This window comes from Actinoplanes sp. ATCC 53533 (assembly GCF_003947245.1).
Map to the genome: position 1 here is coordinate 20,060 of NZ_QHHV01000164.1, position 14,121 is coordinate 34,180.

Genomic DNA, 14,121 nt, shown 5'->3' on the forward strand with positions numbered 1-14,121 from the left:
TCAGCTGGTCGGCGGCTGACCCCAGGTGGGGTCGGCCGGATCGCGCCACACCGGCTCGGCCGGCGCGGGCTCCTCGGGCATCAGGAACCAGGCGATCGGGTACGCCAGCACCGCCGTGCCCCAGGTCAGGGCGGCGAGCACGGCGAAGCCGACGCGGACCAGCACGGGGTCGACGGCCAGGTAACGGCCGATGCCGCTGCAGACACCCGCCACGATGCGGTCGTCGAGCGGGCGGCGGAGCTGCTTGTACGGGGCGACGGTAGGTGTGTTCATGCTCCAAGAATGGGCCGCGCCGGCACCCACCCGCCTCGGTGACTGCCCCGATTCGACCCTGATTCGCGGTACCTGAGATGGGTGATTCGCGGGCATTGCTGTCTGTTACTGTGTCCCTGCGCTCGGTGCGGAGAACCGCCCTGATCAGCGATTACTGTGGGCTATCATCCTGTCAGGAATCCGACAGACGATGCCTGGAGGTAACATAAACCGGGCAAGATGCCGCCCGTGACCCCCGCACTGGAGCCGCTCCGCAGGATTGCGGCATACGCCGTCGCGACCGATCCCCAAGGTCGCGTTCTACTCGTCCGTGCCTCGACCCGATCCGGCACCCCCGGCGTCTGGTCCCTGCCGGGCGGCGCCGTCGACCACGGCGAGGACCCCAACCACACCGTCGTGCGGGAGACCGCCGCCGAGACGGGCCTGTCCGTCGCCGTCACCGGGCTGCGTGACGTCCTCGCCGACATGCGCTCCCTGCCGCACCGCGGCGTCACGATCCACACCGACCGCCTGGTCTACGAGGTGACGATCCGCGGCGGCAACCTCTTCGACCGGGTCGGTCAGCCCACCGACCTGGCCCGGTGGCACACCCTGGAAGAGGCCGAGAAGCTGCGCCTGCGGCCGTTCACCGCAGCCGCCCTGGGCCTGCCCGCCGCCTCGGCCGACCTGCGGCCCGAGGAGGTGCCGGACTTCCCGTCCTTCTACGCCGTCGCGGGCCCGGACGGGCTGCACCGCGCCCAGCGCTTCGCGGCGTACGCGATCGCCACCGACCCGCACGACCGGCTGCTGCTCACCCGGATCGCGCCGGGCTACCCCGGCGCCGGCTGCTGGCACCTGCCCGGCGGCGGCACCGACTACGGCGAGCAGCCCGGCACCGCGCTGATCCGTGAGCTGGTCGAGGAGACCGGCCAGGAGGGCCGGCTGATAGAGCTGCTCGGCGTGGCCAGCCACCGCGACGCCGCCTCGCTGGGCCCTGAGGGCTACCCGATCGACTGGCACGGTGTCCGCGCCTTCTACCGGGTCTTCGTCGACGCACCCACCGAGGTGATCGTCAAGGACGTCGGCGGTTCCACCTCCGAGGCCTGCTGGCTGGCCCTCAAGGAGGTCGCCGAGCTGCCCGCGGAGCAGCTGACCGAGGTGACGGCCGAGGCGCTGCGGGCGGCGCGGCTAGCCTGAAGGGTGTGAAGGTCAGACGAATCGGTGCGTACGGTCTCTGCCGGGACGCCGCCGGCCGGGTGCTGCTCGCCCGCAACTCCCAGCTGTCCGCGTTCCCCGGGCTCTGGACCCTGCCGGGCGGCGGCGTCGAGCAGGGCGAACATCCGGACGACACGGTCGTCCGGGAGTTCGCCGAGGAGACGGGCCTGACGGTACGCGTGACGGGCCTCCGTTCCGTGACCGCCGACGTGTTCCGGCTGCCGCTGACAGATACGTGGGAACACACCGATCGGATCATCTACGACGTGCGGCCGGACGGCGGCAGCCTGCGCAACGAGGCCGCGGGCAGCACCGAACTGGTCGACTGGGTGGACCCGGCCGGCCTGCCGCTGATGCCGTTCACCGCGGTGGTCCTCGGGCAGGCGGGCACCCCGTCGGACGTGCCGGACGATCCGGCCGGAAGCGTCGCCCCGACCCCCGGTCGCGGCCAGCGCTTCGGCGCGTACGGGCTGGTCACCGACCCGGCCGGGCGGATCCTGCTGACCATGATCGCGGAGGGTTACCCGGGTGCGGGCCGATGGCATCTGCCCGGCGGCGGCACCGACCACGGCGAACTGCCGGAGGAGGCGCTCGCCCGGGAGATCATCGAGGAGACCGGGCAGCGCGGCAGGGTGACCGGGCTGCTGAGCGCCTCGCACCGGCACGACCCCGCTGCGCTGGGCCCCGAGGGGGTGCCGATCGACTGGCACGTGGTGCGGGTGCTGTTCCGGGTGCGGGTGGACGAGCCGACGGAACCGGTGGTCATCGAGGCGGCGGGCGGGTCCACCGTCGCGGCGGGCTGGTTCGACTCCGATACGGTGGGTGATCTTCCGCTGACCGAAGTGACCCGGGACGCGGTCGGGCGGCTCGCCGCCGAAACGGCTCATCGGTGATCGCTCTGGATGGCCTCGGTTAGACTCGTCACAGGGCCAGGCAGTGACCGTGCGTCCCTTGCCCGTCTGAGGATGAAAACTCCAAAGGACGTCGTTGCGCAACGGTGGTTGATGTGGTCTATCGCCAAGACCGCTCGGCTATGCGATTGTGTAACCCGCCCACGTGACTGTCCGTAGACGTACGGGCGAAGGGCAGCACCCCGCCGCGACTCAAGCCGGCGGGCATCCGACCCCCAGATGGAGGAGCACGTGCCGAGAACCCCTTGGCGCCGGCGCCGTACGACGGATAGTCCCCGTCCCGCCGGACGTCGTTGGGCAGGCCGGCTGCGCCGTGGCGGAACGATCGCCCGGCAGGCCCTGTTGGTGCGCGTCGGGCGCAGGTCCGGCGACGCCGGGCGGGCCGCGACCGCCACCCGGGCCGAGGTGATCTACACCGGTACGGAGCTCGTCCCGTCCCCCCACAGCCGCAGCCGTGCGGTAGCCACCTCCGGCAGCCACGCCCCCACAGGCCAGCCGATCGTGGTCGAGGCGGATGCCGCCTCCCTGCTGCCCGGTGCGCACACGATGCGCCGCCGGATCAGCTTCGCGCTGGTCAACGCGTGCACCCTGGCCAGCCTCGGGCTGGGCCTGACGGCGATCTTCCTTGCCATGCAGGGCGACGTCCGGATCGCGGCCGCCTGCCTGGTGGCCTGCGTGGGCTTCGACGGGCTCGACGGCGCGCTGGCCCGCCGGCTCGGCGTCTCCAGCCCGTTCGGCGCGCAGATGGACTCGCTGGCCGACATGTGCTCGTTCGGCCTGGCCGCGCCCGTCGTGGTCTACGCCTCGCTCGCGCACACCGTGCCGACCGCGTTCGCCGCCCTCGCCTGCATCCTGGTGGCCGGCTGCGCCGCGATCCGGCTGGCCCGGTTCAACGTCTCGCCCAAGGACGGCAAGTTCTTCTCCGGCGTGCCGACGACCATGGCCGCGGCCGTGCTCGCGCTGGCCGTGCTGATCGAGCTGCCGCTGCCGGGCGTCGCCGTGCTGGGCGGCGTGGCGCTGCTGGCGTTCGCGATGGTCTCCAGCTTCCCGTACGCGAAGCTGGCCCGGCTGGTGAAGCTCCCGCCGTGGCTGTGGGCGCTGCCGGCCGTGGGCGCGTTCGTGGACGCGCGGCTGACCTTCGCGCTGCTCGTGGTCGCATACCTGGTCAGCGGCCCGGTGCTGTGGATGCGCGCACGGTAAATGGCCTCGCTCCGCTCGGCTGGGATTGCGCCCCACGGGCGCAATCCGACTTTGGCCGCGGTTACTACGTGAAAGGCCGGCCTGCTCTGTGAGCAGGCCGGCCTTTTCTGTGTTTGGTTACTTCCAGCGGGCGATGACCGAGCTGGCGCCGATGACCTTGTCGCCCACCGCCACGACGGCCTCGGCGCGGTCGGCCGGCAGGTAGACGTCGGTGCGGGAGCCGAAGCGGATCAGGCCCATCCGCTCGCCGCGGGCCACCAGGGTGCCCACCGGGGTGCGCTGCACGATCCGGCGGGCGATCAGGCCGGTGCGCTGGGCCACCACGACGGTGCCGTGGTCGGTGTCCAGCACCGTGTACGCCGCCACGTTGTGCTCGGCCGCAGCCGTCATGGCGTTGGCGTAGCCGCCGTCGATCACGAAGTAGTCCGTCACCCGGCCGGCCACCGGCACCCGGTTGACGTGCACGTCGAGCACGGACAGGAACACCGCGACGCGCAGGAACTCGCCGGTGCCGAGCCGCTCGTCGGTGAGCCGCTCCACCGAGAGCACCCGGCCGTCGCTGGCCGCCACGACGGCGTTCGCGTCGGTGGGCACGTCCCGCTCCGGGTCCCGGAAGAACGCGGCGACCGGGGCCGCCGCCAAGGCGGGTAGCAGCCACAATTTCGACTTCGGCCGGAGCGTGCGGGCGATTCCGGCCAGGCCCAGGGCGATACCGGCAGCGGCGACACCGTTGGAATCGATGTGCATGCTCCGGGTGACCGGCACGCTGGACGGCCGGTACGCCGGGGCCAGCGTCGCGGCCACCTTCGTGGCGGCCTGGCTGAAGCGCAGCTTGTGCACCCGCAGCGGCGGCTGGTTGCGGGCCACCAGGTCGGTGCCGACCCCGAAGAGGGCGCTCTGCCGGAAGAGTTCGGCGGCGGCGCCTCCGGTGCGCCCGGGCACGGCCGGGGTCGCCACCGAGATGACGGCGCCCTCGGCGAGGTACTTGGTCAGGCCCTCCAGCACCGCGCGAGCCTCCTCGGCGGTGCCGGTGAGCGGCTCGCCCAGGATGACCACGTCGGCGGGGTCGGCCTCGGCGAGCGACTCGACGATCCGGACCCGGTCGGCGATCCAGCTGCCCAGCCCGGTGATGTGGTCCCGGAGCAGTCCGGCGGTGCTGCGCTCGCCGGCCACCAGGGTCAGGGTGTCGCCGGGCAGCAGCGCCTCGACGGCGGCGGCCACCACGGTCGACGCGTGGTCGGCGCCGATGACCAGGGCGGTGGTGGCGGCGTTGTGCCGAGCGAACTCGGCGGTGAGCGCGCGCGCGGCACGCGGCCCGACCCCGGTCACGGGCGCGGTGGACACGGCGGGAAACGGCGTCATGGTCGTGCGGGCTCCTCGCGCTGTGGGATTTCCTCTGCTCACTGAGCATATTGCGCCGGCCGCAGGCCGCACCCGTTGGTGTGACCCGCGACCGGCGCAACCGCCTCAGCGCCGCCCGGGCGCGCCGTCCTGATCGCCGTCCAGATCCTGGCCCTGACCGTGATCTACCCGGGTGACCTCGGCGGTCGGCTCGTCCCCGGCCACCTCGGCGATGCGCGGCATCGCGGCGGTCGGTTCGTCCTCGACCACCGTTTCGGCGACCGGCGGTGCCGACGCCGGCGGTCCGGATACCGGCGGTTCCGCGGCGGGCGGTCCGGATACCGGCGGTGCGGGGGCGGGCGGTCCAGACGTCGGCGATGCCGGGGCGGCCGATGCCGGGGCCGGCGGTGCCGAGGCCGGGCGGGGCGCGGCCGGCGGCTCGGAGACCGGGTGCTTCAGATACGCCGGGTGCAGGTCGACCCGGTCCGCCGGGTTGTCCAGCAGCTCACGGACGATGTCCGCGTGCATCTCCGGCGGAAGGTCGCCGGGCGTCTCCACCTGCGCCTCGGCCTGCACCGGGGCGGTCACCTCGGTGCGCCGGCCGGAGCGGATGGCGCCGATCAGCCCGATCGCGCCGAACAGGATCAGCCCGCCGGCCACCAGCCAGCCCGCGGCGGGCAGCCGGACGGTCACGACCTGCGCGATCGCCCACCAGACCGCCACGAACAGGAAGATCAGTCCGAAACTCAGCGAGATGCCGTCGGTACGGTGCGGCCTCATCGGGTCACCTCCAGGTCACCGGTGTTCAGTTCGACCGTCAGGCGCAGCGAGCCACCGCCGGTGCCGTCCGGCCCCAGGTCGGTGATCTCCTGCGAGCCGAGGTCCTTGCCGTCCCACTCGCGGCCGAAGACCCGGGCCCGGCCGCCGTCCATCCGCACCGTGGTGGTGGTGTCGACGTTGTCCGGCAGCAGGATCTTGATCTGGCCGACCCGCATCGCGACGGTGACGTTCTGCTGCTTGCCGCTGAAGTCGACCGCGCGCAGGTCGAGGGTGGCCGTACCGATGGTGAAGTCGTAGCGGTCGGCGACCGCGCTGATGCTCTGCGGCCGGTAGGAGCTGTTGCCCAGCTCTCCGCCGAAGGTCTCGGCGCCGCTCGAGATGGCGAGGCCGAGGGAGGCCAGCAGGGCGAGGGCGATGAGGCCGCGGGCCCGGCCGAACCAGGCGCCGACGACCAGCCCGAGGGCGATCGTGGTCAGTGCGGCGGCGAAGTAGGCCGAGACGCCGACGTCCACGCCGGACAGGTCGATCAGGGCCAGCAGCCCCATGACCACCACGATCATGAAGAAGGTGATCCGGCCGAGCTTGGAGCGCTCGCGGCGCTGCTTCGGCGGCCGTGGCGGCTGCGGCGGGGCGGGCGGGGCGGGCGGCGCCGGCCGGTGACCGCCCTGGGCCCAGGGGCCGTGTGGGGCGAACGGCGGACGGTAGCCACTGGTCGGCGGCCCGAACTCGGGCGGCCGGGGCGGTGCGTAGGCGGTGCTGGGCGGCACGTAAGCCCCCTGGGTGTAGTTGGGCGGAGTCGGCGGCAGCGGCGCGGTCACCGGTTCGCGGGCCGGTGCGGCCGCGGCTGCGAACGGGGTCGTGGCGGGCCGGTGCGGCGCTGCCGGAGGCGGAGCCGCCGCGGGGGGCGTGGGCTGGGGAAACGTGGCGGGACCCGGCGTCGTCGCCGCGGACCAGGCATCGGCCGGCGCGGCTCCGGTAGCGGCGTCAGGCGTGTTTCCGGGCGTGGGTCCGGGAGCGGCTCCCGGCGCCGAGGCGGTCGCACTCGCGTTGTTCCGGCTGTTCCGCCTGAGCAGCAGCCCGCCGCAGATCAGGACCGCCGCCGCGAGCAGGGTGGCGCGGAAGCCGTCGCGGACGATGAACGCGAAGGTCAGCGCCGCGGCCCCGCCGAGCAACACGATCGACAGCGGAGCCGTCGTCGAGCGGCCGCGGCCGAGCAGGGACTCGATCGGGGAGGCGGTGTCGCCCTCGGCCGGGATCAGCAGCCAGCCGACCAGGTAGATCAGCACGCCGACGCCGCCGAAGAAGCCCAGCACGGCCAGCAGCACCCGCCAGAGCACCGGGTCGGTGTTGGTGGCGTTCCCGATCGCGCCGGCGACGCCGGCGACGTACCGGCCGCGGGTGGGCCGGATCAGCTTCTCCCGGGCGAACGTGGGCCCGCTGTCGGCCGCGCCGAACCACGGCGGCGGCGTCGCACCAGGCGGCATCGCACCCGGCGGCGGGTTCGCGCCGGGCGGGGGAGTAGCGCCGGGCGGGGGCGTGGGGCCGGGCGGCGGGGGCGGGTCGGGCAGTCGGCGGGGCGTCCGCGGCCGGCGGCTCGTACGCCGGTGGCGGGCCGGCCGCAGCCGGAGACGTAGCCGGCGCCGGAGGCGGGACGGCCGAAGGTGCCGGAGCGTCCTGCGACGACCCGGCAGCTTCGCGGGACTGGGCAGCTTCGTCGGTCATGACTTCGATACTGGCGGTCAGGCGACCCGAAGCGCCTCAGGCGGCGACCCTGACGCCACCCTGAGATCCGGCGGTGCCGGTGATGGGGGAGTTTCCCCGTGGCCCGGGACCCCCGTGGCGTGTGACGATCGAACAGGTCGCGGCGCATGCCCGCGCCGGCTGTCCCGAGGAGGAGCGATCACCGCCACCGCAGCACCACCGACACCGCGCCGGTTGTACCGGCCGCGTGACCACCGGGTCATCGCCGGGGTCGCGTCCGGGCTGGCGCGCCACCTCGGCATCCCGGTGACAGCGGTGCGCATCGCTCTCGTCGTCCTGCTCAGCTTCAACGGCCTGGGGCTGCTGCTCTACGCGGTCTTCTGGGCGGTCCTGCCGCAACAGTTGTCCACCGGCGCCCGCACCCGGCGCGACCTGGCGCTGCTGCTCCCGTTCGGCGCGATCGGCCTCGGCGTCATCCTGCTGCAGGGCCTGCTTTTCGGCGACAACGGCGTGGCCGGCACGGCGGGCTGGCTCATCGCGGTCACCGCCGTGGGCGCGGGCGTGATCTGGCACCAGTCCGATCCGACCCGCCGCGGCCAGTGGGCCGACGCCAGCCCGCAGGCGCCCTGGCTGGCCGCAGTGGTTGCGGAGAGTGACCGCCGCTCGTTCCTGTTCCGCTTCATCGGCGGCGGCGTCCTGGTCGCGGTCGGCGTGATCGGCATCCTCGCCGTGTACGCGCCGGCGGGCAATCTGAGCGCCGTCTTCAATGGGGTGATCTTCGCGCTGGTCGGGCTGCTCGGGGTCGGCGTGGTGGTCGCGCCGCTGCTCTGGCGCACGTTCAGCCAGCTCCGCTCCGAGCGCGAGGGTCGCATCCGCGAGCAGGAGCGTGCCGAGGTGGCCGCCATGATCCACGATCAGGTGCTGCACACCCTGGCGCTGATCCAGCGCAACTCCACCGACATCAAAGAGGTGCAGCGGCTGGCCCGGGGGCAGGAGCGCAGCCTGCGTAACTGGCTCTACAAACCGAGCGCGTCACCGACCGAGCGGTTCGCCGCGGCGCTCGAGCAGGCGTCCGCGGAGGTCGAGGACACGTACGCCATCTCGGTGGAGACGGTGGTCGTGGGCGACACGCAGTGTGACGAGTCGGTCGCCGCTCTGGTCGCCGCCGCCCGGGAAGCACTGGTCAACGCGGCCCGGCACGCCGGCGTGCAGACGGTGTCGCTGTATGCGGAGGTCGAGGCCGAGGAGCTGAGTGTCTTCGTCCGCGACCGCGGCGCAGGCTTCGACCTGACGACGGTGGAGGATACGAGACACGGCGTTCGCGGGTCGATCATCGGGCGGATGCGGCGGCACGGCGGCAAGGCCGAGATCCGCAGCGCCCCCGGGGACGGCACCGAGGTACGCCTGACGCTGCCGGTTTCCCGGGAGAGCGTCACCGCCGGAAAGGAGACTGCGAGATGACCGAGTCTGTAGCCGAGGAGAGCCGGCGGTTGACCGTCTTCCTCGTGGACGACCACGCCATGTTCCGGGCCGGCGTGCGCGCCGAGCTCGGTGCGCACGTGGAGGTGGTGGGCGAGGCGAGCACGGTCGCCGAGGCCGTGACCCGGATCGCCGCGACCGCTCCCGACGTGGTGCTGCTCGACGTGCACATGCCCGACGGCGGCGGCCGCGCGGTGCTGGACGCGATGCGGCGCAGCCATCCGCAGGTCAAGTTTCTCGCGCTGTCGGTGTCCGACGCCGCCGAGGATGTGATCGGCCTGATCCGGGCAGGCGCCCGCGGTTACGTCACGAAGACGATCTCCCCGGACGAGCTCGCCGCGGCGGTCCGGCGGGTGGCCGACGGCGACGCGGTGTTCAGCCCGCGGCTGGCCGGCTTCGTGCTGGACGCGTTCGCGTCGCGCCCCGACGTGCCGGTGGCGGACCCCGAACTGGACCAGCTCACCAACCGCGAGCGCGAGGTGCTGCGGCTGCTGGCGCGCGGATACGCCTACAAGGAGATCGCCAAGGAGCTGTTCATCTCCATCAAAACGGTGGAGACGCATGTGTCGAACGTGTTAAGGAAACTGCAGATGTCCAACCGTTACGAACTGTCGAGGTGGGCGGCCGACCGCCGGCTGGTCTAACCCCCCTCCACCGACCGGTAGGGACGATATGTCGCATCGCGCTTCAAACCGGACAATGCCCTTACGGAAAGTTATTGAACTACTACGGCGATCTCGAAACCCCTGGTCAGAGGCATGTTCCTGACCGAAAGGACGATCTTCAAGGGCCCTCGGGGGCGTATCGGGCGAATATCGGCTTGATAACGGCGCCGCCAGGGCCTAGGGGCACTGTGCGAAGGTGTCCTCTACTCACACAACCCCTCGTGAGCGCCCTTGAAGGAGTAGCTCCCATGCTCGGGAATCGCCCATGGAAGATGGCGGTCGGCGCGACCGCCATTGCCTTGTTGGCCGCAGGTTGCTCTGGAGGCACGTCGGAGGACACCGACGCAGCGTCCAAAAGCATCGTGATCGGCATTGTAGAGCCGCAGCACCTCATTCCGTCGAACACGACGGAGACGAGCGGTGCGGCCGTGCTCGCGTCCCTGTTCTACCCGCTCATCGACTTCGATGCGCAGAGCAAGCCGGTCGAGGTCGGTGCCGAGTCGGTCACCTCGACCGACAACAAGGTCTGGACTGTGAAGCTGAAGCAGGGCTTCACCTTCAGCAACGGCGAGCCCGTCGTCGCGGACAACTTCATCGACGCCTGGAACTACGGCGCATACGGGCCCAACGCCCAGGGTGCGGCCTACTTCTACGAGCGCATCGAGGGCTACGCCGACCTGCAGGCGACGGACCCCGACGGCGAGGAGGGCCCGAAGAAGGCCCCCGAGCCCAAGGCCAAGACGCTGACCGGGCTCAAGAAGGTTGACGACAACACCTTCACGGTGACCCTGTCGGCGCCCTTCGCCGGCTGGAAGTCCGTCATGGGTTACACCGCCTTCCTCCCGCTGCCGAAGGCTGCCTTCTCCGCCCCCGGCGTCATCGCCGACGGCTTCGAAGAGGCGCTGGTCGGCAACGGTCCCTTCAAGATGAAGGGCACCTGGGAGCACGACGCGCAGATCGTGGTCGAGAAGGTCGACGGCTTCAAGGGCCCCGCTCCGAAGATCGACGGTGTGACCTGGAAGATCTACCAGGACCAGAAGGCGGAGTACGCCGACCTCACCGCGGGCAACGTCGACGTCCAGACGACCATCCCGATCGAGAGCCTGGCCGCGGCTCCGGGCGACCTGGGTGACCGCTTCCAGAAGAGCCCGAGCTCCTACTTCGCGTTCGTCGGCTTCCCGACGTTCCAGAAGGAGTTCGCGAAGAAGGAGGTCCGTCAGGCCCTCTCCATGGCGGTCAACCGCCAGGAGATGACCGACCAGATCTTCCTCGGTTCGCAGACGCCGGCGACCTCGTTCGTGTCCCCGGTTGTCGCCGGCTACCGCGAGAACAGCTGTGGCGACAACTGCAAGTACGACAAGGTCAAGGCCAAGGAGCTCTACACCGCGAACGGCGGCCCGGCGAAGATCCAGATCTCGTACAACGCCGACGGTGGCCACAAGCCCTGGGTCGACGCCATGTGCAACCAGATCAAGGACTCCCTCGGGGTCGAGTGCACCGGCACCGGCGAGCCCAAGTTCTCCGACCTGCTGACCAAGGTCGAGAAGAAGTCGCCGGTCGGCCTCATCCGGCTCGCCTGGTCGATGGACTACCCGCTGATGGAGAACTACCTCGGCCCGCTGTACGGCACCGGTGGTTCCTCCAACTACTACGGTTACAGCAACCCGGCCTTCGACAGCCTGGTCAAGGAAGGCTCGGCGGCGGCGACGACCGACGCGTCGATCGCCAAGTGGCAGGCGGCCGAGGACATCCTCGCCCAGGACATGCCGGTGATCCCGCTGCGGTTCGGCCAGAACGTCTTCGGCCACTCCGAGAAGGTCAAGAACGTGAAGATGGACCTGTTCTCCAAGGTCGACCTCTACACGATCGAAACCACCAGCTGATCTAGCCGTTAGTGCGGTGGTGGCGCCACGGATTCTATGTAACCGTGGCGCCACCATTGCGTTCCCCCCTAATTACAGCCACCGCGCCCACGAGGCTCGGTGGCGCATCTTCCGCGGAAGAGGCTAAATCCGTATGTTCCGCTATATCGTGCGGCGCTTACTCCAGATGGTTCTGACCTTCTTCGGGGCCACCTTCATCGTGTATGCGCTGGTGTTCGCCAACCAGGACGACCCCATCCAGGCCTTGGCGGGCGAACGACCCATCTCAGCGAGCGTGCGTCAGGCTCTTACCGAGCGCTACCACCTCGACGATCCCTTCCTCACGCAGTACTGGTACTACATGAAGGGCCTGCTCACCGGTGACTTCGGTACATCGCTGAACGGCCGCCAGATCAAGGACATGATGGTGCAGGCCTGGCCCGTCACCATCCGGCTCGCCCTGCTCGCCATCGTCATCGCGGCGACCGTCGCGATCCTCGCCGGTGTCGTCTCCGGCATCCGCCGGGGCAGCCTGTTCGACAACACGACCCTCGTGATCACCCTGGTCCTGCTGTCGCTGCCGATCGTGGTGCTCGCTCCGCTGGCCCAGCTGATCTTCGGCATCAAGCTCGGCTGGTTCCCGCCCACGGCCGGCGCGCATCCGAGCCTCTTCGCGCTGTTATTACCCGCTCTCGTGCTGGGCAGCACGGTGCTCGCGACCGAGCTGCGGGTCACCCGCGCGTCCGTCGCTGAGAACCTGCGCTCGGACTACGTTCGCACTGCCCGCGCGAAAGGTCTGTCCCGTCAGCGGGTGATCGGCGTGCACGTGCTGCGTAACTCACTCATCCCGGTGGTCACCCTCATCGGCGTCGATATCGGCGGCCTGATGTCCGGTGCCATCATCACCGAGGGCGTGTTCAACATCCCCGGTGTCGGGTTCAACCTGTTCCGCGGCATCCGTACCGAGGACGGCCCGCTGGTGGTCGGTTTCGTCAGCATTCTGGTCATCGTCTTCCTGGTCGTGAACCTTCTGGTCGACCTGCTGTACGCCGCCCTCGACCCGAGGATTCGTTATGAGTGATCTCGAAGCAGTCGCAGCGGCGCAGGGCCCGGGCGCGGGATCACCGCAGGAGCCGCGGCACGCCAACAAGCGCGACAAGCCCCGCAGCCTGGCCGGCGACGCGTGGATCGACCTGCGCCGCAGCAAGATCTTCTGGGTCGCCTCGATCCTGGTCGCGGTCGTCCTGCTGATGGCGCTCTTCCCGACGTTGTTCACCTCGGCGGACCCCCGCTCCTGCGCGCTCAGCCGGCAGCACGGCGCGGCGAGCGGATCGGCCTTCTTCGGCTACGACTTCCAGGGCTGCGACGTCTACGCCAAGACCATCTACGGCGCTCGCAACTCGATCCAGGTCGGGGTGCTGGCCACCCTGCTCTCCGGGGTCATCGGGCTGATCTTCGGCCTCGGGGCCGGCTACTTCGGTGGCTGGGTCGACGCGTTCCTGTCGCGCTTCATCGACATCGTGCTCGGCATCCCGTTCCTGCTCGCCGCGATCGTGCTGGCCAAGCGCCTCTCGGCCGACCCGACCAGCAACGGCGTCGTGGCGGTCACCGTCACCCTGGGCGTGCTCGGCTGGACCACCGCGGCGCGCATCATGCGCTCCTCGGTGATCGCGTCGAAGAACCAGGACTACGTGGCTGCGGCCCGCATGCTCGGCGCCGGCCCGGCCCGGTTGATGATGCGGCACATCCTGCCGAACTCGGTCGCGTCGTTCATCGTCGTGCTGACGATCCTGCTCGGCACCAACATCGCCAGCGAGGCGACCCTGTCGTACCTCGGCATCGGGCTCAAGGGAGACGCCATCTCCTGGGGCATCGCGATCTCCGAGGCGGGCTCCTACGTGCGCACCGCACCGGGACCGCTGATCTGGCCGTCGATCTTCCTGGCGGCCACGGTGCTGGCCTTCATCATGCTGGGCGACGCGGTGCGCGACGCCTTCGACCCGAAGTTGCGGTGACCCGAGATGACCGATATCAAGGCGCAGATCGACGTCCTACCCGGCCTCGATCCGCGGGCCCCGCTGCTTGAGGTCACCGACCTGCACGTGGAGTTCCGCACCCAGTACGGCGTCGCGCGAGCCGTCAACGGCGCCAACTTCACCCTCGCTCCCGGCGAGACCCTGGCGATCCTGGGGGAGTCCGGCTGCGGTAAGTCGGTGACCGCGCAGGCGATCATGGGCATTCTGGACAGCCCGCCCGGCTTCATCACCAAGGGCGAGGTCAAGTACCGCGGCGTCGACCTGCTGAAGCTGCCCGAGAACGAGCGGCGCAAGGTCCGGGCCAACCAGATCGCGATGATCTTCCAGGACGCCCTGTCGGCGCTGAACCCGGTGTTCACCGTCGGCTACCAGATGGCCGAGCTGTTCCGGGTGCACCGGGGCATGTCGCGGGGCGACGCCAAGCAGCGCTCCATCGAGCTGCTCGACCAGGTCAAGATCCCGGGCGCCAAGCTCCGGTTCGGCGACTACCCGCACCAGTTCTCCGGCGGTATGCGCCAGCGCGTCATGATCGCCATGGCGCTGGCGCTCGACCCCGAGGTGCTGATCGCCGACGAGCCCACCACGGCGCTCGACGTGACCGTGCAGGCGCAGATCATGGGCCTGCTGGCCGAGCTGCAGCAGCAGCGCAACATGGGCCTCATCCTGATCACCCATGACA

General features: G+C 70.7%; 13 protein-coding genes. 9 read left to right on the forward strand and 4 right to left on the reverse strand.

The features are described 5' to 3' along the window. Positions 1–273 carry a PspC domain-containing protein gene (locus tag DMB66_RS42385; RefSeq protein ID WP_125809770.1) on the reverse strand — a complete coding sequence of 91 codons (273 nt, stop codon included), beginning with the start codon at positions 271–273 and terminating at the stop codon, positions 1–3. A 228-nt stretch (positions 274–501) separates the two neighbouring features. On the opposite strand from DMB66_RS42385, the gene DMB66_RS42390 reads away from it, so the two are divergent. From DMB66_RS42390 to DMB66_RS42400, 3 genes are all read left to right on the forward strand, one after another. Then, entirely contained in the window at positions 502–1,449 is a 948-nt protein-coding gene (locus DMB66_RS42390) for an NUDIX hydrolase (protein ID WP_125809771.1), read from the forward strand. 5 nt (positions 1,450–1,454) lie between these two features. Further along, a complete protein-coding gene (locus tag DMB66_RS42395) occupies positions 1,455–2,360 on the forward strand; it encodes an NUDIX hydrolase (RefSeq protein ID WP_125809772.1) in 906 nt (301 codons plus the stop codon). 249 nt (positions 2,361–2,609) lie between these two features. Further along, positions 2,610–3,578, forward strand: coding sequence for a phosphatidylcholine/phosphatidylserine synthase (locus DMB66_RS42400; protein ID WP_370320297.1), 969 nt, complete (start codon positions 2,610–2,612; stop codon positions 3,576–3,578). Between the two features lie 117 nt (positions 3,579–3,695). Here DMB66_RS42400 and DMB66_RS42405 read toward each other — a convergent pair whose 3' ends face one another. The 3 genes from DMB66_RS42405 to DMB66_RS42415 all read right to left on the reverse strand — a co-directional run bounded on the left by DMB66_RS42405 (position 3,696) and on the right by DMB66_RS42415 (position 7,183). Further along, positions 3,696–4,940, reverse strand: coding sequence for a phosphatidylserine decarboxylase (locus DMB66_RS42405; protein ID WP_125809773.1), 1,245 nt, complete (start codon positions 4,938–4,940; stop codon positions 3,696–3,698). Positions 4,941–5,045: 105 nt separating this feature from the next. Continuing rightward, positions 5,046–5,699 (reverse strand): phage holin family protein, encoded by a 654-nt coding sequence (locus tag DMB66_RS64535; protein ID WP_233625235.1) that lies wholly within the window; start codon positions 5,697–5,699, stop codon positions 5,046–5,048. Beyond that, complete coding sequence (locus DMB66_RS42415) at positions 5,696–7,183, reverse strand: PspC domain-containing protein (RefSeq protein WP_125809774.1); 1,488 nt, start codon at positions 7,181–7,183, stop codon at positions 5,696–5,698. Before DMB66_RS42415 ends, DMB66_RS64535 begins: the two co-directional genes overlap by 4 nt. Before the next feature lie 451 nt (positions 7,184–7,634). Between DMB66_RS42415 and DMB66_RS42420 the strand changes: the two genes are divergently transcribed. The 6 genes from DMB66_RS42420 to DMB66_RS42445 form a co-directional block, all read left to right on the forward strand. Beyond that, complete coding sequence (locus tag DMB66_RS42420; RefSeq protein WP_199752941.1) at positions 7,635–8,861, forward strand: ATP-binding protein; 1,227 nt, start codon at positions 7,635–7,637, stop codon at positions 8,859–8,861. Beyond that, the gene (locus tag DMB66_RS42425) at positions 8,858–9,523 is read left to right on the forward strand and encodes a response regulator transcription factor (RefSeq protein ID WP_125809775.1); all 666 of its coding nucleotides are present in this window, start codon (positions 8,858–8,860) and stop codon (positions 9,521–9,523) included. The genes DMB66_RS42420 and DMB66_RS42425 overlap by 4 nt, the downstream gene beginning before the upstream one ends. Positions 9,524–9,792: 269 nt before the next feature. Next, complete coding sequence (locus DMB66_RS42430) at positions 9,793–11,427, forward strand: ABC transporter substrate-binding protein (RefSeq protein ID WP_370320301.1); 1,635 nt, start codon at positions 9,793–9,795, stop codon at positions 11,425–11,427. Positions 11,428–11,560: 133 nt separating this feature from the next. Further along, complete coding sequence (locus DMB66_RS42435; protein WP_125809776.1) at positions 11,561–12,487, forward strand: ABC transporter permease; 927 nt, start codon at positions 11,561–11,563, stop codon at positions 12,485–12,487. Next, entirely contained in the window at positions 12,480–13,421 is a 942-nt protein-coding gene (locus tag DMB66_RS42440; RefSeq protein ID WP_125809777.1) for an ABC transporter permease, read from the forward strand. The genes DMB66_RS42435 and DMB66_RS42440 overlap by 8 nt, the downstream gene beginning before the upstream one ends. Positions 13,422–13,427: 6 nt before the next feature. Then, positions 13,428–14,121 (forward strand): ABC transporter ATP-binding protein (locus DMB66_RS42445; RefSeq protein ID WP_148112814.1); only part of this gene is annotated, 694 nt, incomplete at its 3' end.